At 51.7% G+C, this 23654-nt stretch carries 19 protein-coding genes and 1 riboswitch; of the genes, 9 read left to right on the top strand and 10 right to left on the bottom strand.

All coding sequences use genetic code 11. The annotated features are described in order from the left end of the window. Positions 1 to 28 precede the first annotated feature (28 nt). The 4 genes from AB4124_RS06620 to AB4124_RS06605 form a co-directional block, all read right to left on the bottom strand. Positions 29 to 784, bottom strand: coding sequence for an ABC transporter permease (locus AB4124_RS06620; RefSeq protein WP_441971886.1), 756 nt, complete (start codon positions 782 to 784; stop codon positions 29 to 31). Next, positions 781 to 1074 (bottom strand): MTH1187 family thiamine-binding protein, encoded by a 294-nt coding sequence (locus tag AB4124_RS06615; RefSeq protein WP_441971884.1) that lies wholly within the window; start codon positions 1072 to 1074, stop codon positions 781 to 783. The genes AB4124_RS06620 and AB4124_RS06615 overlap by 4 nt, the downstream gene beginning before the upstream one ends. 91 nt (positions 1075 to 1165) lie before the next feature. Further along, complete coding sequence (locus AB4124_RS06610) at positions 1166 to 2197, bottom strand: ABC transporter substrate-binding protein (protein WP_339269988.1); 1032 nt, start codon at positions 2195 to 2197, stop codon at positions 1166 to 1168. Between the two features lie 113 nt (positions 2198 to 2310). Next, positions 2311 to 2422, bottom strand: a riboswitch (TPP riboswitch). Between the two features lie 171 nt (positions 2423 to 2593). Then, positions 2594 to 2977 (bottom strand): VOC family protein, encoded by a 384-nt coding sequence (locus AB4124_RS06605; RefSeq protein ID WP_441971881.1) that lies wholly within the window; start codon positions 2975 to 2977, stop codon positions 2594 to 2596. Positions 2978 to 3213: 236 nt separating this feature from the next. Between AB4124_RS06605 and AB4124_RS06600 the strand changes: the two genes are divergently transcribed. Beyond that, entirely contained in the window at positions 3214 to 4752 is a 1539-nt protein-coding gene (locus tag AB4124_RS06600) for a diguanylate cyclase domain-containing protein (protein WP_441971879.1), read from the top strand. Positions 4753 to 4957: 205 nt separating this feature from the next. Next, entirely contained in the window at positions 4958 to 5992 is a 1035-nt protein-coding gene (locus AB4124_RS06595) for an EAL domain-containing protein (RefSeq protein ID WP_076322295.1), read from the top strand. 250 nt (positions 5993 to 6242) lie between these two features. On the opposite strand, the gene AB4124_RS06590 is transcribed toward AB4124_RS06595, so the two are convergent. From AB4124_RS06590 to AB4124_RS06580, 3 genes are all read right to left on the bottom strand, one after another. Further along, positions 6243 to 8546, bottom strand: a complete 2304-nt coding sequence (locus AB4124_RS06590) for a glycoside hydrolase family 65 protein (RefSeq protein WP_441971876.1) — start codon at positions 8544 to 8546, stop codon at positions 6243 to 6245. Between the two features lie 92 nt (positions 8547 to 8638). Further along, on the bottom strand, positions 8639 to 9289 hold the full coding sequence (gene pgmB / locus AB4124_RS06585; protein WP_339269995.1) for a beta-phosphoglucomutase: 651 nt from the start codon (positions 9287 to 9289) through the stop codon (positions 8639 to 8641). A 120-nt stretch (positions 9290 to 9409) separates the two neighbouring features. Next, positions 9410 to 10444: a LacI family DNA-binding transcriptional regulator gene (locus AB4124_RS06580; RefSeq protein ID WP_076322293.1), complete on the bottom strand. Its 1035-nt coding sequence runs from the start codon at positions 10442 to 10444 to the stop codon at positions 9410 to 9412. A gap of 616 nt (positions 10445 to 11060) precedes the next feature. On the opposite strand from AB4124_RS06580, the gene AB4124_RS06575 reads away from it, so the two are divergent. Beyond that, the gene (locus AB4124_RS06575) at positions 11061 to 12758 is read left to right on the top strand and encodes an alpha-amylase family glycosyl hydrolase (RefSeq protein ID WP_430110669.1); all 1698 of its coding nucleotides are present in this window, start codon (positions 11061 to 11063) and stop codon (positions 12756 to 12758) included. A 120-nt stretch (positions 12759 to 12878) separates the two neighbouring features. Here AB4124_RS06575 and AB4124_RS06570 read toward each other — a convergent pair whose 3' ends face one another. Next, positions 12879 to 15146 (bottom strand): ATP-binding cassette domain-containing protein, encoded by a 2268-nt coding sequence (locus tag AB4124_RS06570; protein ID WP_441971873.1) that lies wholly within the window; start codon positions 15144 to 15146, stop codon positions 12879 to 12881. Positions 15147 to 15245: 99 nt separating this feature from the next. On the opposite strand from AB4124_RS06570, the gene AB4124_RS06565 reads away from it, so the two are divergent. The 6 genes from AB4124_RS06565 (at position 15246) to AB4124_RS06540 (ending at position 21528) form a co-directional block, all read left to right on the top strand. Then, complete coding sequence (locus tag AB4124_RS06565; protein WP_441971871.1) at positions 15246 to 16190, top strand: helix-turn-helix transcriptional regulator; 945 nt, start codon at positions 15246 to 15248, stop codon at positions 16188 to 16190. Between the two features lie 249 nt (positions 16191 to 16439). Continuing rightward, positions 16440 to 17114, top strand: a complete 675-nt coding sequence (locus AB4124_RS06560) for a response regulator transcription factor (protein ID WP_441971870.1) — start codon at positions 16440 to 16442, stop codon at positions 17112 to 17114. Further along, entirely contained in the window at positions 17111 to 18499 is a 1389-nt protein-coding gene (locus AB4124_RS06555) for a sensor histidine kinase (RefSeq protein WP_379410813.1), read from the top strand. The genes AB4124_RS06560 and AB4124_RS06555 overlap by 4 nt, the downstream gene beginning before the upstream one ends. A gap of 659 nt (positions 18500 to 19158) precedes the next feature. Then, positions 19159 to 20079, top strand: a complete 921-nt coding sequence (locus tag AB4124_RS06550; RefSeq protein WP_430110816.1) for an ABC transporter ATP-binding protein — start codon at positions 19159 to 19161, stop codon at positions 20077 to 20079. Continuing rightward, positions 20076 to 20792, top strand: a complete 717-nt coding sequence (locus tag AB4124_RS06545; RefSeq protein ID WP_441971867.1) for an ABC transporter permease — start codon at positions 20076 to 20078, stop codon at positions 20790 to 20792. The genes AB4124_RS06550 and AB4124_RS06545 overlap by 4 nt, the downstream gene beginning before the upstream one ends. Position 20793: 1 nt before the next feature. Beyond that, positions 20794 to 21528 (top strand): ABC transporter permease, encoded by a 735-nt coding sequence (locus AB4124_RS06540; protein WP_430110679.1) that lies wholly within the window; start codon positions 20794 to 20796, stop codon positions 21526 to 21528. An 89-nt stretch (positions 21529 to 21617) separates the two neighbouring features. On the opposite strand, the gene AB4124_RS06535 is transcribed toward AB4124_RS06540, so the two are convergent. Together AB4124_RS06535 and AB4124_RS06530 are read right to left on the bottom strand one after the other, a co-directional pair. Next, positions 21618 to 22484 carry a hypothetical protein gene (locus AB4124_RS06535; protein WP_441971865.1) on the bottom strand — a complete coding sequence of 289 codons (867 nt, stop codon included), beginning with the start codon at positions 22482 to 22484 and terminating at the stop codon, positions 21618 to 21620. 34 nt (positions 22485 to 22518) lie between these two features. Then, complete coding sequence (locus AB4124_RS06530) at positions 22519 to 23601, bottom strand: Gfo/Idh/MocA family protein (RefSeq protein ID WP_441971863.1); 1083 nt, start codon at positions 23599 to 23601, stop codon at positions 22519 to 22521. Between the last annotated feature and the right edge of the window lie 53 nt (positions 23602 to 23654).

Below are 23654 nucleotides of genomic sequence, written 5' to 3'. Positions count from 1 at the left end.
AGATTCGAAATGTCTATTCACAGGGGGCTCAACCTTTTCGATTCCAGCGAATGAGCCGTTTCTCCAGCAGGGTGATCAGCAGCACCATCAGCAGGCTGAGCAAGACGATGACCAGGATGGCAACAAATACCCGATCCGTGCGGTAGCCGGATTTTTGCAGCATCATGTAGTAGCCGATTCCCCGGTCCGAGCCGATCCATTCCCCGATAACCGCCCCCATGACCGAATAGGTGGCCGCAATTCGAATCCCGGAGAAGATGGAGGGAAGGGCATGCGGCAGCTCCAGCTTGGTGAAAATTTGCCACGAGGTAGCCCCCGCCATCTGCATATAATTCATCATGGTGCGGTCGGTACGTGCGAGTCCATCCAGGGCCGCAACAGCGACAGGGAAGAAGCAGACCAGCGTAATCACGATAACCTTGGGCAGCATGCCGAAGCCGAACCAAATCATGAGAAGCGGGGCTAGGGCGATTGTCGGCACATTTTGGCTAAGAATAAGAAGCGGATAAAGGGCGGTTTTGAGAAAAGGCACCATGTGCAGTGCCAGCGAGATGATTAGACCGATTGCCGTACCGATTATAAAGCCGATCAGGGTTAATTGCAGGGTGGCCGCTGTATGCTGGAAGAGGCCGGAAGCTCCGGTAACGGCCTCATGCCCGATGGCCGTCGGTGCAGGCAAAATAAAGGGTTCAATGTCGAACACGGATACTGCCGCCTGCCATACCAGCAAAAAGAAGAGAACCGCCACAACGGGCGGCCAAACAGAACTCCACCAGCTTCTCATGGACGGTATTTCTCAGTCAGCTTATCCATACTGATGCCGCTTGGATGATGCGCGATTTTGACCTGGGATATGATGCTGGGACTGCCCGCATTCACCAGCGCCTCGTGCATGCGCTCAACGATCTTGAGCAGCTTGGAGAGCTCTCCCTCCATGGTCGTTTCGAGTGCATGAACCTCGTATTTCACGCCTGATTCCTGAATAACCTTGATCGCTTCATCTACATAAGGGATGCTGTCGGTCCCGTTTGGCGTTCTCGGTATTACTTGAATGCTCAAGAGAGTATTCGCCATATAAACTCATCCTTTCGTGCAAGCTGTATTGTAATGGAAGAGAGGCGGCCTGCTGCAAAGGCCGTCTCTCTTCTTTTATATAGAAATAACCTTATGGCTTCTCCGGTAAAAATTCATTGGTAAATGCGCTGTCAGCGTCAAGTTCCTTCTCCAGCAGCTTGCGCTCAAACATCCAGTCTGCGTACCCCGACCATACTTCGGCTTTCTGTTCGCCCCAGCGGGATGCATCATCCTGATAACGGGGGCTCAGCCATTTCTGGCTAGCTAGAACCAGTTCGGCATCCAGGTCGGGAACAGCCTTCGTCAGCAGGGCTGCCGCATCTTCGGGATGTTGAATCGCATAGTCGTATCCTTTTGAAGTCGCCCGCATGAACGCTTTGACAAGCTCAGGGTCTTCCTGGATCTGCTTCTCGTTCGTTACGATCACCGGTGTGTAATAATCAAGCTGCTTGGAGTAGTCCTTCACATAAATCATGTCAAGCGGCTCATTGCGAAGCTCGGCTTCAATACCCGTCCAAGCATAGAAAATCCAAGCAAAATCAATGTCGCGTTTGACGGCCGTAAAATAATCGGCATCGCCCATATTGACCATATTCACCTTGCTGACATCGGCGCCATCGATCTCCATGATGGACTTCATAACCGCTTCCTCCACAGGCGAGCCCCAGCCGCCATAGGATTTCCCTTCAAAATCGCCTGCCTTCAAGATGCCTTTATCCTTGGGAGCCGCAAAGCCGGATGTATTATGCTGAATGATCGCTGCGATGGAAACGAGCGGTAATCCTTGGGTTCTGGCCAGCGTTACGCCTTCCTGATAGCTGATGCCAAACGGCACATTGCCGGATGCGACCAGCGTGTCCGTTCCGCCTGCTCCCGGCTGGACGATCTGGACATTAAGCCCTTCTTCCTCATAATACCCAAGCTCCTTCGCTGCATACAGGCCGGTGTGATTCGTATTGGCGGACCAATCGAGCATCAGCTGTACGTCACGGAGCTTCCCGGAAGTCTGACTGTCCTCACCTGCGGCGCCTGTCTTCTTGTTCTCTCCGCTTGTACCGCATCCGGACGCAACCATCAGCAGGACGCAAGCGAGAAGCAGCGGAATCCATCTTCCCTTCTTCATCGTTTCTTCTCTCCTTTGAATTCTCTTTCTATTACCTCGCAACTCCACAAAAAAAACGCCCTGATGATATCAGGACGCATGACGGCGTAAGTGTATACCACGGCAAATAAAAGCTGCCGCAAACATGGGCTTCCTACGCTGGCATTACCCAGATCAGGTGTAAGGGTCAGTATCATATCGGATACACTCTCAGCCGGCCAAATTCCAGCTCCCCCGGTATTTATGAAGTTTCGATCATTACATCCGCTATTATAGTCCTAACACAGCAGACCTGTCTAGTTCGAAGAGGCGCGAACGTGACAGGTCTTTGTTAGAACACTAATGCAATGGGAGAATTAATTGATGCTATGAACCTTTCACAAGATAAAGTATTTGAATACGGCTTCTACGCAGAGGTTAGCGCTGGAAAAACTCAATCCATTCTCCTTCGGGACCGTGCACGAAGAAATAGCGGTACCCGTTCGGAAGCGTCATGATTTCCTCGTCCAAGTGAGGAACGTCAAGTCCCTGCACACGGGCATATTCCTCTTCAATGTTATCCGTGCTGACTGCAAAATGATGTACAGTTCCTTCCGAAGGAAGCGTGTCGCTGTATCCCTGAATAAGCTCGACTTCCGTCTCGTTGCTGCCGTTAAATCCTAGGAACGCCAGCTGGATGACGCCATTGGTATGGGTCAGGCGATCCTTCAATTCAAGTCCAACTACGGATGTATAGAAGGCGATTGTAGCTTCAAGGTCCCGGACAACAATACCAACATGATCCAATCGTTTCTGTGACATGGTTCAACACCCCTTCCGATTCATATAAGATATGACTGAAATATTATCATATAATTCCTATACGTCAAGTGGGTGTTATGTTGTTCGTGCACGGACTAATAAGATGATTTTTCTTTCATTTCCTCATCTTTACTTTTGGGTGGGCAAAAAGTATCATGAGAAATAGATATGTTAATTCAAAAGACCTAACACACTTAAAGTGAACCAGCTTACCTTTTGGCCGAGGAGGAATGCTTATGAGTCCAACTCCAGCAGATCATCTGTGGATTCGACTCGCCATAATATATGCATTCATTCAGATAATGATCGCTCTGTGGATGCCTGATGCTTTATCGCTTCAGCGTGTACTAGTCATTATTTCTCCTGCAGCCGCTTCCGTTTATTTAATGCGGATCCGTCGGCGTTATGAGGTTCATCTTCGCAGGTTTTGGCTTATTGTGAGTCTCGGATTGATGGGGGAGGCAGTGGCCCGAACCCTCCACGCATGCAATATCTGGTTTGGAAAAGAGAGCGCTTTCCTGTCAGTTCTAACCCATTTGTTCTGGGGGCTCGAACTTATCCTGTTCGCAAGTTCTCTCATTTATTTATTCCGGCATGTTCAGGGTTCGTTTCGGGGGCTGCGGTTTATGCTGGATATCGTGATTGTTGGCATAGCGGTCATGACGGTAGGATGGGAATATTTCATCAAGCCTGAGCTTCAGGGTCTGGCCCATGAGACAGTATGGGGAAACCTTTGGGTGGACATGCTGTATCCACTGTGCGCAATGGTACTTATTTTTTTTACAATGGTGTTGTATTTTAATACCGGACAGTTAAGGAAATGGGCGGCCATCCTGTTATGTCTTGGCGGAAGTACATTTATTGCCGGAGATGTTCTGTACATCTATCTCGTTGATCTTTTGGATATCGAGGTTCGCTCTTACCTGTATCCACTCTATACGTTATCGGTATTTTTCATTAGTTTCGCAGGCGGACATTCCGCTCCTGATACCCGTAATCCATCTGTTGGCGAGCGGGAGCCTCGTTCAACCGGAAACCTGATCGTAAGGTACCTGCTTCCCTACAGTGTGCTCGGCGGGATGTTTGCCCTTATGGCGCAGCATTTTGGAGGGTGGACTGGACTGTTTACCGGCCTTTCCCTGTGCGTTATCCTGATCCTATTCCGGCAGATTTTGATCCAGTTCGAGAACGACCGCTTGTTGGATCGACTGCATGAAAGTCTGATACAGAGTGAATCCCTGGCACATCGCGATGATCTTACGGGTCTGTATAATCGTCGTTATTTTAATGCAAGGCTGTCAAGTTCGCTGAAGGAGGCGGACCGCACAGGTTCCCGTGTAGGCTTGCTGTATATGGATATGAACCGTTTCAAACGAGTCAATGACCGATACGGCCACCGTGCCGGCGATTTGTTGATACGAAAGGTTGCAGACCGGCTTCAATCACTCGAATCCAAGGGAGTTTTGGTTTCCCGTTTAGGTGGAGACGAATTCACCGTCATGATCCATCCAGCAGGCGATGATCAGGAGCTGATCTGGATGGCGGAGGAGATCTGGACGATGCTTAGTGAGCCGTACGAGCTGGAAGGGCATGAGGTCCGAACCACGCCGAGTATCGGTATTGCGGTTTATCCAGATCATGCCAGAAATGACCAGGAGCTGATTGGTCGTGCGGATGCAGCGATGTATGCGGCGAAGGAACGGAACGCCCCCTGGCATTTTGATGTAGAGCGGACGATGCTGCTGCAGCTTTTGGATCAAAAGGTGAGTAGATGAATGTATGACCATAGTATCGACAATAGGTTGTTAAAAGCAATATAAGTCGATTTTTGTAGAATTTGGAGCAATCATTGCACGAATCTTGCGCATTTCTCTTAAAATAGGTCATAACTTCGATATAAAATCCATAAAATGCAAAGAAATCATATTCAAAATGCCGATAAGAAGCATAGTGAGAGCTAGCTTGCCAAGGAGGACGAACATGATTTGCGACAATTGCAGCACCTTTGAACCGATTGAGGACCAGGGGACCATTCATATGAAGCCTGCAAGTGGTGAGCTTATTCAGTTGCTGGCAGTGAACGGCTACACGGTACAAGAGAACAATGAGGGTTGTGCTGTGAACTACAAGGTACGTGCGGACCTGATCTCTATGATGAAGTGTCTGCAGCCCCTTCCGCTGAAGATTCGTCAAGAGCTGTCCTTCTGTGTTACCGGTGGAGAAGCTCCGCAAATCCGGCATTCGTGGACTCCTATGCAGAAGTTCGAACTGCAGATGGAGCATTACGATATGGTGAGTATCATTTTACATAAGCAGTTTACGAGCTACATGCAGCCCATCGTGGATACATCCGAGCAGATCGTGGCCTACGAATTTCTCCTTCGTCCGGTAGAGTGGGGAGCCAGGTTCCAGCCGTATGAGCTGTTTGAGACAGCCCGTAAAACCGGATTGCATGCATTTCTGGACCGGGCAGCACGAACCAGTGCCATTGAGACCAGTGCCGAGTGGCTTCCTATCGGCGTGAAGCGATTCGTGAACTTCCTGCCATCCTCCATATATGATGCGGAGATGTGTCTAAGCCACACCTTTAATACCATAGACAGGCTCCATCTGGATCCGAGGGATTTCGTATTTGAGGTCGTGGAAACCGAGAAGATTGATGATGTTAAGCATTTGCAATCGATTTTCGAGGTTTATCGCAGTCATGGAATCTCGGTAGCCATGGATGACGTAGGAGCAGGGTATTCCACATTGGAACAGATGATTAAGCTTAAGCCGGATTATGTGAAAATCGACCGGAGTCTGATCGACCATTGCGATCGTAATCCCGCCCAGCAGAAGCAGCTCAAAATGATCACCAACATGGCTCATGATTTTGGGGCCATGGTGCTGGCTGAAGGCATTGAGAGACGGGAGGAGTTTCATTTTTGCCGAGAAATCGGGATCGAGCTCTCGCAGGGGTATTTGTTTGGGAAGCCATCTGAACGGCCTCCGCGTGACCTCATTCTCAACTAATCTATTCATAGCATACATAATCGGCAATTCCCCCGCCATCTTGATGCGGAGCTTTGGCATCTGGTTGCCGCAGCCTTCGGCTGAGTTCGGACAATACAGATGCTTGGGATGGATGAAGATGGGTCCTTCAAGAAGGAGTAATGATGTCTGAAGGAGCCCGCTTTCTGTAAAAACAAGAGCCCTGGAGTGTTCTCCAGGGCTCTTGTTTTTACATAGTTCGGGGTAGCCATTGATTGAACAAGCATGCTTGTTATCTTGCGGCTGTTACCTCTCCAAATCCGCTGATACTGTATTCCTTGCCATTCACGTTCAGGACAGCCGGCGTATCCGTTTCGTTCACGATGATGGTTTCCTTGCCTTTGACGTTGACCTTCAGGCGGGACCCGCGGAACATCACCTTGAAGGAGAAGGAAGACCAGTGGCCTGGAATGAATGGATTCAAATGCAATACGCCGTCCTTCACGCGCAAACCGCCGAAGCCATGCACAACGGACATCCAGGTTCCCGCCATGCTGGTTGTATGACAGCCGTCCTCGGTATCGTTGTTGTAGTTGTCCAGATCCAGGCGAGCTGTACGGAGGTACATCTCGTACGCCTTCTCCTGGTACCCAAGCTCGCACGCGAGAATGGAGTGTACGCATGGCGAGAGGGAGGACTCGTGTACCGTGAACGGTTCATAGAAGTCGAAGTTGCGTTTTTTCGTAGCCAAGTCGTACTGATCGCCAAGGAAGAACAACCCTTGCAGCACGTCAGCCTGCTTAATGTATACCGAACGCAGAATGCGGTCCCAGGACCAGTTCTGATTCAGGGGCAGGTGGACTGGGTCCAGTTCCTTCACCGGAACAAGCTCCTTGTTGAGGAATCCGTCCTGCTGCAGGAATACGCCGAGCTCCTCATCTACCGGGTAGTACATTTTGCTGATGATATCCTGCCATTTGGTCGTTTCGACATCCTGGAGTCCAAGCTTCGCCGTAAGCTCGGCATAGCGGGAATTCTCATTCTCTTTCAAATATTCGAGCACGTCGAGCGTGTATTCCATCGTCCAGCTGGCAATCCGGTTTGTGTACCAGTTGTTGTTCACGTTGTTCTCATACTCGTTCGGACCGGTAACGCCGAGCATCATATACTGATCCTTCGCCGGCACGTAATTCACGCGCTCTTCCCAGAAACGGGAGATTTCCACGAGCACTTCCAGACCGTATTGGCCGAGGTAAGAGAAGTCGCCGGTATAGTTGACATAGTTGTAGATGGCATAGGCAATCGCCCCGTTACGGTGAATTTCCTCAAAGGTAATCTCCCATTCGTTATGACACTCTTCGCCGTTCATCGTCACCATAGGATAGAGAGCGCCTTTGGTAAAGCCGAGCTTCTTGGCGTTTTCCTTCGCTTTTTCCAGGTGCTTATAACGATAAATCAGCAAGTTGCGCGAGATGCTGGCATCCGCGGTGCTCAAGTAGAACGGCAGGCAATACGCCTCGGTATCCCAGTAGGTACTGCCGCCGTATTTTTCCCCGGTGAAGCCCTTCGGCCCGATATTCAGACGGTCGTCTTCGCCGCTGTAGGTTTGGTTCAGCTGGAAGATGTTAAAACGAATCGCTTGTTGGGCTGCTACATCGCCTTCAATGACGATATCACTTTCCTTCCATTTATCGCCCCATGCATCGGCCTGTTCCTTCAGCAGCAACTCAAATCCGGTCCGGGCCGCCGGCTCCAGCACAGCACGTGCAGCATCCACCAATTCGCCGAATCCATGATTGCGGGAAGTAACATTAGCCACATATTTATAGATGGTGATGACTTCACCTTCAGACACGGGTATGCCCACGCGGTTCCCCGTATATTTCTCTTTCTCCACCAGTTCCGCTTGAAGTTCCAGCTTCTCGTCGTTCTTTAAAATAGCATAAGACATGACGGAGGTTACATGGAAATCGAGCTTCTTGGTTTTTACAGTCAATGCGGCCGAACCTTGCGCAGCTTCCTTGAATACTTCAAGCCAGAATTTCTCGTCATAGTTGGAGTCCTTGTTCTTCACATCGCCATCGAGATAAGGGGTAATCGTAAGCTCACCACTGAAATTGAGTGGGGTAACTGCATAACGGATGGCACCAATCTCATGGCGTACAATGCTGACAAAACGAACAGCTTCAACCTTGAGTTCTTTGCCGTCTTCCATGACAGCGGTGAAGCTGCGGGAGAGGAAGCCTTCCTTCATATTCAGCTCACGCACAAAATTCTTCACCGTGCTCTTAGCCAGATCAAGCGGCGCGCCGTCGATTTCAATGCCGATGCCAATCCAGTTGGTGCTGTTCAGCACTTTGGCGAAATATTCAGGATAACCGTTCTTCCACCAGCCTACACGGGTTTTATCCGGGTAATACACGCCGGCCATATAACTGCCTTGCAGGGAGGAGCCGCTGTAGGATTCCTCGAAGTTGGCGCGCTGGCCCATAAATCCATTCCCGATACTGAAGATACTCTCCGAGATCTCATGCGTGTGAGGATCAAAGCCCTCCTCAATAATTGACCATTCATCAAGCTTTAAATATTGTTTCACAATCATCGGCTCCTTTGTTTTTAGGAAAAATGGTTGCAGATCTATATGGGAGATGAAACTACCGGATGGCGTAAGCATGTGTACACATTCGCTTACAACTCCTGTAGACGATCCACTGTGAATCCTTCCAGGGAGGGAAGAACGATGTTGGCCCGCCCCAAGGTTTCAGGGGAACCGATGCCGACGCTGCGCATTCCCGCGCGCGTGGCAGCTTCGATACCGGCTTCAGCATCCTCGAATACGACGCAGGCGTCAGGCCGGGCGCCAAGCTCATGAGCGCCCATCGTAAATACCTCTGGATCCGGTTTCGCTTGGGCAGTCTTCGTTCCATCGATAATGGCGTCGAAGTAAGGCGTGAGGCCGGTATTGTTCAGGATCAGCATGGCGTTTTTGCTGGCGGAGCCCAGCGCAACCTTGATGCCGCGGTCCTTCAGCGCTTGGATAAATTCGAGGGCTCCAGGCAAAATCTCGGATTCATCCATGTTGGAAATATACTCGACATACCAGGCGTTCTTCTTCTCGGCCAGTGCCAGCTTGGCGGCCTCATCCAGCTTCACTCCGCCAACCTCGAGCAGAATATCGAGGGAGGCCATGCGGCTTACTCCCTTCAGGCGTTCATTGTCCTGCTCCGTGAATTCAAAGCCGAGTTCCCCGGCAAGACGCTTCCAGGCAATGTAGTGATACTTGGCGGTATCCACCAGAACGCCGTCAAGATCAAATAAACAAGCGGATATGGATGACATGAACATCCTCCTTAACGAATTAGTGCAAACGTTTGAACCAAGCTGCAAAAATAAAGGAAGCACCACGATGCTTCTTTATTTTGAAATACTTCGTGTATCTTCCGCGATTCGATCCGGACCTTAAGATTTCGGCAGCGAAAACATCGAGGATTCGCGGATCATCAACCGGTGCGGAATGATATAACGGTGCGGCAGTATCGTGTTGTCATCGTTTCGAATGGTCTGGATCAGCGCTTGGGAAGCGGTATAACCCAGGTTATAAATCCCGATGTCCACACTGCTCAGCGGCGGGGTCGATAGTTCGGTCAAAGAGATATTGTTGAAACTGATAATGGATACATCTTCGGGTACCTTATACCCCAGCTCGTGCAGTCCCCGAAGCACGCCGAAAGATACAATATCATCAACAATGACAAGCGCCGTCGGACGTTCAGGCAGGTTCATGAAAAAGGACATGGCGCGATAGCCGCTCTCCTGAAGGAACTCGCCTTCCACAATCCACTCTTTTCTCATCTCCAGACCCGCATCGGCAAGCGCTTTGCCATAGCCTTTCATCCGGTCCTGAGATACGATCAGGTTAGGCGGGCCGCTGACAAAGCCGATCCGTTGATGTCCAAGGGAGATCAGATGCTTGGTTGCATCATAGGCAGCCTGCACATTATCGGTATCGACGGATAACAGATCCGGGTATTTCTCGCTCCGGCCGACAAGCACGAACGGATAGTTGTTGGACTTGAGAAAATCAACCACCTTATCGTCCTGCCTGGAGTATAGCAAAATGGCGCCGTCGACGCGGCGACCGTTAAGCAGCCGGGATACGGCTTCGACTTCTTCCTTCTCGTTGCCGCCCGAACTGAGAACGACGTCGTATCCGGAGCGGTTCGCTTGGGTTACGATACCGCGGATCAGTTCCATGAAGAATAAGTTGAGGAACAATTCTTCCGCAGGTTTCGGCAGAATGACACATATGCTTTCCGTCGTTTTGGAAACAAGGCTCTTGGCCATAATATTGGGATGGTAGCCCATTTCCTCCATGATCTCTTTCACCTTACGCGAGGTTTCGCGGCTGATTCTAGGATGATTGGAAAGCACCCGCGAGACGGTGGAGGGGGATACGCCCGCTCGTTTTGCGACATCTTTAATCGTTACAGACATAATAGGACCTCCAGTGGAACCGTTTGCGTTTTTTTGAAAATAAGAAAGCGACTACTGGAGTTCTCTCTTGCTTCAGAAGAGTAACTTCCGCTAATCGCGGACCGTTCTGCTTTATTTAATTGTGGGTCTGTCAGGCCCTGAGTATACATGATACCTATTGATCTAAAGCCATATTGATCCGGTAAGTTAAACGGTTTCACACTGCTATATTAACGTTAATCGATAGGCTTGTAAATACGTATCCAAGTCAGTCCAGCGCAATTATTTCACAAATGCATCAAAAAAGAAGCAAGGGTTAGAAAACTGGAGAAAGGCCGGTATTATGGCCAGAAAAGTCCGGAAAACAACTTAAAACGGCATTGTGCAAACGATTTAACAAAACAAAGAAGTGAGTTATGATATGGATGGATAAAAATGGGCCGCCTATCGGCGGAACAAGATGGAATTCAAGTTGTGCCATGAAATGTAACCGTTTTACTGGAAAACACTAGTGGTTTTGAATACAAACGTTTGCGCTTTCTCGGAATGCTGTAGAGATATGAAGAGATACATTTGAATACATAAATGCAGTAACTGGATGAACTTCTGCTGCTGCAGCGAACAGGAGGTAAATAATGTGATACGTTTTACATGGGGAAAACGCAGAGCTCTGCCTATATGGCTTGCCGCCATTACGCTTACCGGAAGTCTGCTGGCAGGCTGTAGCGGTACAGCGGCTCCACAGCAAGAGGAGGCCAAGCCGCCAGCGGCGCCGGAAACGAAAGAGTCGGATCCGAAAGTTCCTGCAACAGTGAAGACAGAGGAGGTGGATGAGCAGCCCTCCGACGTCTATTATGAAATTTTCGTGCGCTCATTCTATGATTCCGATGGGGATGGGATCGGTGATTTACAAGGCGTCATTGAGAAGCTGGATTATCTGAATGACGGAAATCCGGACACTACTGACGATCTTGGCGTGACGGGGATTTGGTTGATGCCGATCAATCCTTCGCCAAGCTATCACGGCTATGACGTGACCGACTATCGTTCCATCCATCCGGAGTACGGGACGCTTGATGACTTCAAAACGCTGCTTGCTGAAGCGGATAAGCGCGGGATCAAAATTATTATGGATTTGGTAGTCAATCACACAAGCACGGAGCATGTCTGGTTTAAGCAGGCTGCGAAAGACAAAGCTTCGGCGACCCGCGATTGGTACATCTGGGCCGAGGATCAAGGGAAGACCCCTTCGGGGGCCAGCGCGGCCGGCAGCGGCTCGCCTTGGCATGAGATGAACGGTGCCCATTACATGGGCACGTTCTGGGGCGGAATGCCCGATCTAAACTTCGATCATCCCAAGGTCCGCGAGGAGATGAAGGATATCGGGAAGTTCTGGCTGGAGCTCGGTGTCGATGGATTCCGGATCGATGCAGCCAAACATATTTATGAGGATCTGATGTCCGATAAGGGCGAGGCAACCACGGCCAAGAATACGGCCTGGTGGCAGGAATTCCGCGCCAGCATGAATGAGGTGAACCCGGACGCTTATATCGTAGGTGAGATTTGGGATAATTCCGCAGCGGTCATTGCCCCGTATCTCGATAAAGCGTTTGATTCCGGGTTCAATTTTAGCCTGGGTGAGAGCATCATCGGTGCTGCGATGAACGAGAAGGATAACAACCTGGCCTTCACCCTGGAGCGGACTTATGGTTTGTTCAGCCAGGTATCAGGCGGCCAGTTTACGGATGCCGCATTCTTGACGAATCATGACATGAACCGTGTCATGTCGCAGCTGAAGGGCGATGAGAACCACGCCAAGATGGCCGCCGGCATTCTGTTGACCATGCCGGGCAATCCATTTATCTATTACGGAGAAGAGATCGGGATGAAGGGTGCGAAGCCGGACGAACAAATCCGCGAGCCGATGATCTGGTCCAATACGGGCAACGATAAGAGACAGACGACCTGGGAGCCGCTTAAGCATAACCGGGGTGATCAGGTACAGGGCGTGGAGCAGCAGACGGGCGACCCGGATTCTCTGTTATCCCGGTACCGCACGTTGATCCGTTGGCGGAATGATATGCCTGCGCTGAACAGCGGCACGATTGAATCCTATACTTCCGGCAATGGGCTGGTGATGGCTTATATCCGCCGTACCCAGGACAACAAAGCCCTTGTTGTCCATAACCTGTCAGGCGAAGAGCAGACGGTCGATTTGGCGGCAAAGAGCGGGGAATCGCCATTCCAATCCTTGTCGAAAACAACGGATGATAGAGCGACATTAAACGGCAGCAGCTTAACGCTGCCGCCTTATACGACCGTCATATTGGAGTAGGTCGCAGCTTGTCTATTGCAGTGGAACACCCAAAGACCCCGAGCCCCTTGGAAGGAGGTGTGCTCGGGGTCTTTTTGACCGTTAGGATGCCCTCCGAATGAGCCTGGAAGGCGTAAATGTCTAGGTTTGAAACTGCCGTAAATATCTGGCTGTTAGGGAATGCGGGTTCTTCAGCAGATCGGCCGGTTTGCCAGAGAACAGGATATTCCCGCCGTCTTGCCCCGCGCCGGGTCCCATGTCAATAATCCAATCGGCCTGGCTGATGATATCCAGATTATGCTCGATCACAATGACCGTGCTGTTCTGACGGACAAGGCGGTTGATGATGGACATTAACCGCTCGCAATCGGACAGATGGAGGCCTGTCGAGGGTTCGTCAAGCACATAAATTTCACCTTTCTTATCAAGCTCTGCCGCCAGCTTCACCCGCTGCCGTTCCCCTCCCGACAGCGTGCTTAAGGGCTGACCGAGCGTCAAGTAGCCCAGTCCAACATGCTGAATACGCTGAAGCGCGGATACGATGCCCTTTTCCGCAAAATAATCCAGCGCTTCGTCGGTGGTCATAGCGAGTACGTCACTGATGTTTTTACCGCGAAGTTGATAGCGCAGAACGTCATCATGAAAGCGGCGGCCTCGGCAGGCTTCGCAAACGGTAACCAGGCTGTCCATAAAAGCCAGATCCATCGTAATCGTGCCGGAGCCGTTGCACACCGGACAAGCCCCCTTGGCATTAAAGCTGAACAGGGATGGGCTTACCTGATTCTCGTCGGCGAACAGCTTGCGAATGGCATCAAAAATGCCGGTAAACGTAGCAATATTGGAGCGGTTGGATGCCTGAATCATGTCCTGATTAATAATGATGGCCTCCGGATAAACGTTCGGCAGCACCTGGTTAATGAGCGTGCTTTTGCCTGACCCGGCAACGCCTGTTACCACCGTCAGCACCCCGGCTGGAATGCTCACAGACACCTGCTTCAGATTGTGAAGGGAGGCGTCCTCAATGTGCAGCCATCCGGCCGGCTCCCGGACCGAGGACTTTAACCGGGCGCGTTGACTGAGATATTTACCTGTCAGTGTGTTGGCGTGCTGCAACCCTTCCGGATCCCCCTCATACACGATCGTACCGCCAGCGGAGCCGGCTCGGGGTCCCATATCTACAATATGATCCGCAATCCGGATGACGTCGGGATCATGCTCCACGATGATGACCGTGTTTCCCTTATCCCGAAGCTGTCGCAGCAGGCGGTTCATGTTGTGCACATCGTGCGGATGCAGGCCGATGCTGGGCTCGTCAAAAATATACGTTAAATCCGTCAAGCTGCTCCCCAGCTGGCGGACCATTTTGATGCGCTGGGACTCGCCGCCGGACAGGGTCGAGGTTTCCCGATCCATCGTCAGGTAGCCGATCCCGACCAGAAGCAGCTGCTCCAGCCGAGTTATGCAGGTTTCCACGATGGTTTCTGCCGCCGGATCCTGGATTGTGTGCAAAAAGGCGATCAACTCATTGACCTGCATCCGTGCACAGTCGGCGATGGAGGTTCCGTTGATTTTGCAGGAGAGCACCTCCTGATTCAGTCTTCCGCCGTGGCATAACGGGCAGGCGGTCTCGGCCACCACTTGATCGATGGCTTCCCTATATGTCCTCGCATCCCGTGAATCCTTACTCAGGAATGTCCGCTCGAATCGGGGGATAATGCCTTCATAATACGAGGTGGGCGGCCATTCCTCCGTCGGGTTCGGCGGTTTAAAGCCGGTTTTGTACAGCAGCGTGTCCCATTCTTCCTCGCTGTAATCCTTCAGCTTCTTATCATTATCAAACAGGCCTGTGGCGACATAACGCTTCCAGCGGAACTCCCCCGGCCGGAATGTCGGGAACCGGATGGGGCCTTCGTTCAGCGATTTCTCCTTATCGATCAAGTTCTCGATCCGAAAGCTGTTCACTTTGCCCAGTCCCTCGCAATGAGGGCACATGCCTTGCGGGTTGTTAAAGGAAAATACGTCCGAATATCCGACGAAGGGCCGGCCGATCCGGGAGAATAACAAGCGCAGCAAGGAATGGATATCGGTGATGGTTCCCACGGTTGAACGGGCATTGCCGCCGATTCTTTTCTGATTGACTACGATCGCGACCGACAGGTTCTCAACCGAATCGACCTCAGGCTGCCCGTAATGCGGGAGGCGATGACGGATAAAGCTGGAATACGTCTCATTCAGCTGACGCTGGGATTCCGTGGCAATCGTATCGAAGACCATGGCGGATTTGCCGGAACCGGACACGCCGGTGAATACCGTGATTTGTTTTTTGGGAATGGTCAGGCTCACGTTACGCAGGTTTTTGTTTCGGGCACCGTTTACCTTGATGAACTGTTCTATGTGGTTGCACATCATGAGGGCTCCTTTCTTGTATCGTTTTGACCTGGACACAGCAATAGCATATCTTATAAACATGACAATTCTTGTCTAGTTATTGCGTGTGAGGTGGGTATTATGTCAAAAGCGAAACAGCTTATGGATGTCATCATGTATGTCAATGCCAAAAGGAGTTTTACCGCTCAGGAAGTGGCCGATGAATTCGGCGTTTCCGTTCGCACGGCGCACCGATATCTTACCGAAATCAGCGATATGGGCGTTCCCTTATATACGGAGCAAGGTCGGCACGGGGGATACCGTACATTGAAGAGTCGCGTTCTTCCGCCGATCTTATTCGATGAAGATGAAGTGTTTGCTATATTTTTTGCCTTTCAAGCCTTGAAACGTTATACCTCGTTACCGTTTGAGCTGAATATCGACTCCGCCTCCCGCAAGCTGCTGGCCGGATTTCCGGAGGATACCAAAATGATGATCAGCCGTCTGGAATCGGTGCTGACGTTCTGGAGTCCAAGCAGAACCGCAGGGTCCCCTTATCTAAAAGATGTCATTGAAGCCGCTCTTCATCAGCGGGCTGTTCGGATCAGCTATCGTTCCAAATCGGGCACGAGCGACCGGGAAGTGCTGCCGATCGGCATTTATGCTCAGGATGGTTTATGGTATATGCCCGCGGTGGAACGCGAGAAGGAGGGTGTGCGTGTGTTCCGCATGGACCGGATGGAATCCTTAGCCCTAACCGATCACACCTATGAGGTGGACTTTAGCATGCAAGAATGGCTCGAGGACTATCCCATTCGGGAGCCGGTTCGATTATATGCCGAGCTGACAAGAGAAGGGGCGAGACAGTGCGAGAGCATTCCGTGGCTGGAGAACGAGGTGGTCATGCAAGATGAGCACCGGGGCATTGTGGACACCATCGTAGATCGCAATGATTTTGAATATGTCGCTCAGGTCTTCCTGCGTTTGGGTATGGAGGCGAAAGTCATTGAACCTCAGGAGATCGTGGATATGCTGAGGGAGAAGGCAAGGCAGCTGAGCCTGCATTACGGAGTGGCGGATACATAGGTGCCAGTGTCACCTAAGGGCCGTAAGATCAAGTGGCGTGAAATGTTTGGAGTGAGATTCAGAGAAGGTTGATGAAGGATCAAGGTAGGTTAGCGAATCAGATGCCTGCACGCTTGGTATCCCATGATACAATGACAAATGATGGATCAATATATACATAAATAGATACGGGAGTTTATTTCTCTTAAAGGATCTAGGGAACCCCTTCACAGGGGATATGAATATTGGCACGAGAAAGGAAGATGGATCATGAGCGCATGCATTCTATATATCGAGGACGACCGGGAGATCGGCGGGTGGGTCAGTGAATTTCTCAGGGATAAGGGCTATGAGGTGCGGTGGCTGCTGACTGGAGAGAAGGCCGTAGAGGAAGCGGCTCCGTGTGCGGTCGTTGTTCTGGATGTCATGCTCCCGGGGCTTGACGGTTTTACAATAGGGCAGCGCCTCAAAAAAGCCTATCCTGGACTGCCTATCCTGATGCTGTCGGCCCGCACCTCTATTGACGATAAGCTGCAGGGGCTTGAGTTTGCCGATGATTACTTAACGAAGCCTTTTCACCCGGACGAGCTGGCTGCCCGCCTGGAGGTGCTTCTGCGCCGGTCTGTCGTGAAATCAGCGGAGCCCATGAGAGTAAAGCACTTATCCGTATATGAAGCCGAGAATCGGATCGTGAACGAAGATACCGGCGAGGAGACGCTGCTGACCGGCAAGCAGTATCAAATCTTTATGTACCTGCTCCAGCACCAGGGGCGTGTCATGACCAAGGAGCAAATTTACGAATCGGTTTGGGGAGAGTCTTATATCGATGGGGACAAGACGCTCATGGTCCATATCCGGTATCTGCGCGAGAAGCTGGAACGGGATCCCGCCAACCCGGAGATTATTGAGACGGTTCGCGGGCTTGGTTATCGGGTGAGAGCATGAGATGGAGAAGGAAGCAGGGCAGGTTCCGCAATTCGTTGACCAACCGTTATCTGCTGTTAATCTCAATGGCGATGATCTTCATGCCGATCATGTTTCCGTTAGCGTCGATTTTTTACTGGTTCGTGAATGATACGTTCTCGGATCGGCCGCCGGCCCCTGTCGGGAAGTATACCAGCGGTGCCGTGTTAGAGAAAATGTGGCATGCGGAAGCAGCCGGATTAAGCGGAGCCTCACCGAAGGTTATTGAGCAGAAGCTGAATTCGATACGGCAGGAGTATCCGGAAATCTCCATGTTCTGGGTGGACGGCAGCAATGAGACCAGGCTGCAGCTGCCTGTACAGTCTAACATTCCCGAGGTATGGAGCGCGCCCTATACCGTGCAGTTTATGAAAAACTCCCTGGATAGCGACCCGTTCACATCCGTCGCTTTTATCGGGGGAGAGGGATCGGGAGAAGGCTTTATGGTCATGCAGCTGCCGAGAAAATATATCAGCGTCCAGCAGCCCATTGCCAGTGAAACGGCGCTGTACGGCCTGTTCATGGCCTTGATGTCCGGCCTGTTCATTCTGGTCTCCTGGCTGTTCTTTGTGCGTATCCGCAAGCGGCTGCTGCGACTTCGCTTTGCCATGACGTCACCTCATACGGTGACAGGCATTCCGCAGCCGGTTACCTTAACCAAGCATGACGAGATTGGGCAGCTGGAGGCGGGCTATAACGATATGGTCATCCAATTAGAGGAAGGTCAGCGCCGCCAGCGCGAGGAAGAGGAGCTGCGCAAGTCGCTGATTGCCAATCTATCTCATGATCTGAGAACCCCCTTGACGGTGATTCGAAGCCATATTTTCTCCATGGAGCGGGAGCCGCTGAGCGAGAAGGGGAAGGCATCGTTGTCCCTCATCGAATCGAAAATTGCGGATTTAGGCGGGCTGATCGACAACCTGTTGTCCTACAACCTGCTCACCAGCGGCAGAGTGCAGCTGAGCATGGAGCCGACCGACGTTCTGCGAATCGTCAAGGAAAGCGCAGCGGCCTGGTACCCCGTATGGGAGAAGGCGGGGATCGAACCCGATATCCAGGTGCGTGACGAGCCACTAAGCTGGAACGTGGACGTGCTGTGGTTCCGAAGGCTTCTTGATAATCTGTTCCAAAATGTCGTCCGCCATGCCAAATCCGGGAAGTACATCGGAATACACACCGAGGAGAGAGAGGGGCTTGAGGGCGTGCTTGTCATTTCGGATCACGGACCGGGAATCGAAAGCGACTCCGGCAACAAAGGAACAGGCATCGGCCTGGCCATCGTGGATCACCTGACAAGGGAAATGGGACTTGGATGCCAAGTGGAAAGCTCGGATGAGGGAACGAGGATCCGCATCTGGAAGCGGTGAAGAATCAAGGGCTGGGTTATCAAACATTATCTCTGGGATGATTACATCTAGATCGAATATATAGAAAGAGGAACCGGCATTTTTACCGGTTCCTCTTTTTTGCTGTCTATAACAGAGACGGGGCACCCTCCCTGTAGGGCGTCCTCATACAATTGTTTTGCTCGAGTTTCACGAGCTCGTTAGGTGAACTGGGGTCATTAGAAAGGCAAGCTATACAGTTGCTAGACTGAGAGAGAGCCATTTCGAAATCCAAATGAACTAGAACATTCATATTCATAGTTAACCGCGTTCTAATCGTAACTGTTAATTAGGCTGCGACAGGTACGAGTTCTCAAGCTTTGTCAGTCGGCAGGAGCAGATGCAGGCTCTATCATTCGTATTAGTTTATGTGAAGGAACCCCTTGCACTCTTGCAGATACACCAGCGGAGGGGACGGAATCGTTGCTGGAGAAGCGAAGCGTTCACCTTTAAAACCGGGAAACCACCGCTGGGTAAATTCCAGTTTCCCGGTTTTAACAGCGATCGGAAGAACGATCCGGCCACGCAGCGCCTTAGCTGCACGAACTCACTCTACGAGTCTGCCGACTTTTTTAAAGAAAATTTAAACTTGAGGTCGACCGGCATTTAACCTTGGACATGTAGGATTTATACCTGAGGTGATGAACGTGACGGAACTCGTCATTCAAACAAAAGGCTTATATAAAATATACAAAAAGCGCGCAGCCGTTGTGGATTTGAATCTGGAGATCGCCCGCGGTGACATTTATGGCTTCCTCGGACCGAACGGTGCCGGGAAAACAACGACCATCCGCATGCTGCTCGGACTCATTCAACCAACGCGTGGCGCGATTCATTTGTTCGGCAAGGATTTGAAACGCGAAAAAATGGACATTTTGCGCCGGACCGGATCGCTCGTGGAATACCCATCCTATTACGGCCATTTAACGGCCATAGAGAACCTGGAAGCCATTCGCCGGATTACCGGCGGGCCGAAGTCCCGCATCTCGGAAGTGCTGGAAATCGTCTCCTTGACGAAGGAAGCCAAGCGTCCGGTCAAGGGGTACTCCCTTGGGATGAAGCAGCGGCTTGGCATTGCAGCCGCCTTGCTGAACAATCCGGAGCTGCTCATTCTGGACGAGCCGACCAACGGTCTGGATCCATCCGGTATTCATGAAATCCGGGAGCTGATCAAGAATATGCCGCGCCAATACGGAATAACCGTGCTGGTATCCAGTCACCTGCTGGGCGAGGTCGAGCAAATGGCTGATAAAGTCGGCATCATCCGTGAGGGACGCATGGTGTTCCAGGATACGATCAGCAACCTGGTATCCACGGCGTCCAGCGGCTTCCGTCTATCGGTGTCCGAGCCGGAGTTAGCGCTCGGATTGGCGCTGGACCTGGGCTGTGAAGGAGTTCTGCGTAATCAGATGCTGGAGCTGGAAAGCATGCAGGACGCCAAGATCGCGCTGCTCGTGAAGCGGCTGGTGGAGAATCAGCATGCGGTGTACCGAGTGGAAGAACAGCGGAAGTCGCTCGAGGATATCTTCATGCAGATCGTAGGGGAGGGAAGCCGGGTATGATGTTCCGTGCGCTTTCCGCCGATTGGCTGAAAATCCGGGGCAAAGGCATTTGGTTTCTAGCTGCGCTCGGTCCCATCGGGCTGGCAGCGATGCAAGGGCTGAACTTCGGACTTCGATATGATTACCTGATGAAATCCTACGCGGCCGATCCATGGGGCGGGCTGCTGGAGAACGTACTGTTTTTCGTGCCGATTGCCCTCTTTCTTGGGATCACGCTGGTCTGCTCGCTGATGGCCAACGTGGAGCATCAGCTGAGCTCGTGGAAACAGCTGCTCGCATTGCCTATTTCCAGAACGGCAGTATTCAGTGCCAAGTTCGTCCAGGCCTTCCTAATTCTATGCGTATCCTGTCTCCTTCTGTCGATTAGTACTGCCGTGCTCGGCATCATACTGGGGATGGGCGCAGATCAAATGCCGTATCTAGATCTGCTGCGCATCGGTTTTGTACAATTAATTGCTGCGCTTCCCATGCTGGCCTTTCAGCTGTGGCTCTCATTGACGCTCAAGAACCAGGGGATCGCGGTCGGAATCGGGATTACCGCCTCCGTTGTATCGATGTTTGCCCTGCAGTTCCCCGATTGGATGCCGCTAAAGTGGCCGCTTCTGGCTTATTTGGGCCCGGGAGAAGTCAAGGTCATCGGAGCGGGTTTGCTGCTGGGTGCAGTGATCACATGTGCCGGCTTGATTCATTTTAACCGAAAGGATGTGGACTAAGATGGCATCCTGTATAAGAGCGGTGTCCGCAGAGTGGCTTAAGCTGTCAAAATCCAAATTGTGGCCGCAGATTTTCCTGTGTGCGATCCTGGTCATGCTGGTGGGCATATTAAATGGAAAGCCTGAGGAGCTGGCACCATGGGAGCATTTGATCAGCATTATGATCATCCTGCATGCGATGCTGCTGCTCCCGATTCTGACGGGGATTTTTAGTGCCATGGTGTGCCGGTATGAGCATACGGGCGGGGGGTGGAAGCAGCTGCTCGTCCTGCCGGTTTCACGCGGCGCCGTCTATTTTGCGAAATTCTCGGTGGTAGCCATGCTGCTCGCCGTGGTGCAGTTATTGTTCCTGGGAGCCGTCCTGGGGGCAGGTTTGATCCATAAGGTGGAAACTCCGATTCCGTGGGAAATGCTGCTGCGCTGCGTGCTGGGCGGATGGGTTGCCTGTTTGCCGCTGGCCGCGCTGCAGCTTGGAGTCTCCACAGCTTGGAGCAGCTTTGCTGCTCCGCTGGCATTGAATGTGGTCTTTACTATACCGAACATGCTGATAGCCAACTCGCAGACATATGCCCCTTACTATCCGTGGACACAGCCGTTTCTTGCGATGATGCCGGCGGGTCAAGCCGATTTCGGTGCATTCAACCTACCGTTTCAGAGTCTCATGACCGTCGTGGTTGGCGGGTTTCTTCTGTTCTTTCTCGCGGGCTTCATCTATTTTCAGCGGAAAGAAGTGTAATCCAGAACGAGAAAATCCGGCTGTTTTCATGCAAAAAGAGCTGCCCCGGGCCCTTATGGCCTGCTGGAGCAGCTCTTTTTCTATATTTTCTAAAGTGTCACTAACCCGTGATTACGTAATCGAGGCAATTCTACCCACGTATATGGCGTGTCGGCTGCCTTTAATCCATACTCGATAATCGTGATGACAGCAATAGTTTCCGCTGAGTTGACGGCTGGCTTGCCCGATTCGAAGAAGTTCACCAGATTCTCAATGAACAAGGCGAAGAAATTCGAATTGGCGGTGACCTGGGTGAAGCTCCCGGCGTCATTTTTTATCCCTAAGGTAAATGGGCAGTTCTCCCCAAGATGATTCACGGTGGCTTGACGCCCATCCCCAAAATCGATCAGCAGGGCGGGGGAGTCAGGCGTTCCGATGTACATCACCCTCTTCGGGCTGGCCCCCATCAGGCTAACGATCGGCTCGATCTGATGGATCGAGTAATTGGCGAATCCACCGGGGCCCCAACTGCTGATGGTTTGGATATCGCTCCGGTTCAGCTCCGTATATTCGCTCGCAAAACGAAGGGCCGACGTTGAATACATCGGCGTTCCATGCTGTGCCGCCAGATCGAACAGGCGGATAGCCGTGTCCCGGTCAGGCGCGAACGTTTTATCAATATAGGTTGGTTTGCCGGATTGCAGCGGAAGCTGGGACAGCTCCTCATGGAATTCCGGGTTATCCGGGGACAGCACGATCAGGTAATCGCTGCGCTCCACCACCTCTTCGATCGTGGGCAGCAGCTCAATTCCATTCTCCTTGCTCCAGGCTTCGTTAGTGAGCCCGTTCTCTTTGTCTCTTTTGCCGTAGGCGTACACGACCTTCATGGCACTTTCCGTAGCCTGTTCAATCCAGCCAGGATATTTATTCGCATGGAATTGGTCCAGATGCAGGTCGATGAATCCGATTTTTTTCATGATAAAAGGTCCTCCCTGGCGTTCAAACTATAGGTTAAAGGCTGTTCTGGGCAACGGGCTGCAGCGAAACCTCTTCGCCTTGGTCGGACGAGTCGTAAATCGCCTGGATGATCTGGGAGGAGAGGATGACCGTATCGATATGCGAAGGCTGCTTCTCCCCGGTTTGAATGCAGCGGATGAATCCGTCGATTTCATTCTGGAACATGCTGCCGAGATTGAATTTCGGCGTGGTTTCGATCAATGCGCCGTCCTCCGTAGTGTAGAAGGTGAAGTCTGAGCCGTACTTCAGCCGGATGCCGCCTTTGTCGCCGAGGAAGTCGATGAACATTTCTTCGGCGCCAATATTTTGCGCCCATGCACCGTTCAGGGAAATGGTCGGGCCTTCGGTGCGGACGAGAGCCGTGACAAAATCATCGACGTCATATGTGCCGTCATATTTCGGTGGACCTGCCCACATGTTGAGGAAGGTGTAATTCTCCATATCTTTGCCCAGCTTGCAGTAGGCCTGCCCGGAGACGGTCTTCGGTTTCGGATCGCCCGTACAGTACATCACGACATCGAGGAAGTGAACGCCCCAATCGATCAGCGCGCCGCCGCCAGCGATGGCCTTGGTCGTGAAGGCGCCGCCGAGTCCCGGGATCGAGCGGTGGGAACGGAAGCTGGCATATACGTGATACAGCTCGCCAAGATCGCCGTTTTGGATCATTTTTCTGATTCTGTTTACGCTTTCATTGTAGCGGTTGACCACCCCGATATTAAGCGTCTTGCCCGTTTCGTGCTGAACCTTCTGCATTTCCAGCGCTTCCGGGTAGGTGCGGGCTGCCGGCTTTTCGCATAATACATGCTTGCCTGCGCGTAAACAATCGATGGCGATGGAGGCATGGACGTCATTCGGCGTACAGATGGATACGGCATCGACCTCAGGATCATTCAGAATTTGTTGGTAATCCTCAATGGCTTGACCGCATTCGTATTTGGCGACGGCGGTTTCGGCCCGGTCCTTGACGATATCGCAAAAGTATTTGATCTCGGCGTCTTCGTTGGCCATATAGGCGGGAATATGGGCACTGTTCGCAATCGTGCCGCAGCCAATCACGGCAATTGTAATTTTGTTCATCGGTTCTCCTCCAAAGTCGTGGATTGATGATGCAGGGATTACATGAGCCTGAC

It is taken from the genome of Paenibacillus sp. 2KB_20 (assembly GCF_052115765.1).
GTDB lineage: Bacteria > Bacillota > Bacilli > Paenibacillales > Paenibacillaceae > Paenibacillus_AQ.
Note: the sequence above shows the minus strand (reverse complement) of the source record. Positions and strands in the feature narration are given on the sequence as shown.

Bases quoted from the DNA above. Each gene is read 5' to 3' on its own strand.
- AB4124_RS06620 (WP_441971886.1), bottom strand. From the start codon at position 784: ATGAGAAGCTGGTGGAGTTCTGTTTGGCCGCCCGTTGTGGCGGTTCTC.
- AB4124_RS06615 (WP_441971884.1), bottom strand. From the start codon at position 1,074: ATGGCGAATACTCTCTTGAGCATTCAAGTAATACCGAGAACGCCAAAC.
- AB4124_RS06610 (WP_339269988.1), bottom strand. From the start codon at position 2,197: ATGAAGAAGGGAAGATGGATTCCGCTGCTTCTCGCTTGCGTCCTGCTG.
- AB4124_RS06605 (WP_441971881.1), bottom strand. From the start codon at position 2,977: ATGTCACAGAAACGATTGGATCATGTTGGTATTGTTGTCCGGGACCTT.
- AB4124_RS06600 (WP_441971879.1), top strand. From the start codon at position 3,214: ATGAGTCCAACTCCAGCAGATCATCTGTGGATTCGACTCGCCATAATA.
- AB4124_RS06595 (WP_076322295.1), top strand. From the start codon at position 4,958: ATGATTTGCGACAATTGCAGCACCTTTGAACCGATTGAGGACCAGGGG.
- pgmB (WP_339269995.1), bottom strand. From the start codon at position 9,289: ATGTCATCCATATCCGCTTGTTTATTTGATCTTGACGGCGTTCTGGTG.
- AB4124_RS06580 (WP_076322293.1), bottom strand. From the start codon at position 10,444: ATGTCTGTAACGATTAAAGATGTCGCAAAACGAGCGGGCGTATCCCCC.
- AB4124_RS06570 (WP_441971873.1), bottom strand. From the start codon at position 15,146: ATGATGTGCAACCACATAGAACAGTTCATCAAGGTAAACGGTGCCCGA.
- AB4124_RS06565 (WP_441971871.1), top strand. From the start codon at position 15,246: ATGTCAAAAGCGAAACAGCTTATGGATGTCATCATGTATGTCAATGCC.
- AB4124_RS06560 (WP_441971870.1), top strand. From the start codon at position 16,440: ATGAGCGCATGCATTCTATATATCGAGGACGACCGGGAGATCGGCGGG.
- AB4124_RS06555 (WP_379410813.1), top strand. From the start codon at position 17,111: ATGAGATGGAGAAGGAAGCAGGGCAGGTTCCGCAATTCGTTGACCAAC.
- AB4124_RS06550 (WP_430110816.1), top strand. From the start codon at position 19,159: ATGAACGTGACGGAACTCGTCATTCAAACAAAAGGCTTATATAAAATA.
- AB4124_RS06545 (WP_441971867.1), top strand. From the start codon at position 20,076: ATGATGTTCCGTGCGCTTTCCGCCGATTGGCTGAAAATCCGGGGCAAA.
- AB4124_RS06540 (WP_430110679.1), top strand. From the start codon at position 20,794: ATGGCATCCTGTATAAGAGCGGTGTCCGCAGAGTGGCTTAAGCTGTCA.
- AB4124_RS06535 (WP_441971865.1), bottom strand. From the start codon at position 22,484: ATGAAAAAAATCGGATTCATCGACCTGCATCTGGACCAATTCCATGCG.
- AB4124_RS06530 (WP_441971863.1), bottom strand. From the start codon at position 23,601: ATGAACAAAATTACAATTGCCGTGATTGGCTGCGGCACGATTGCGAAC.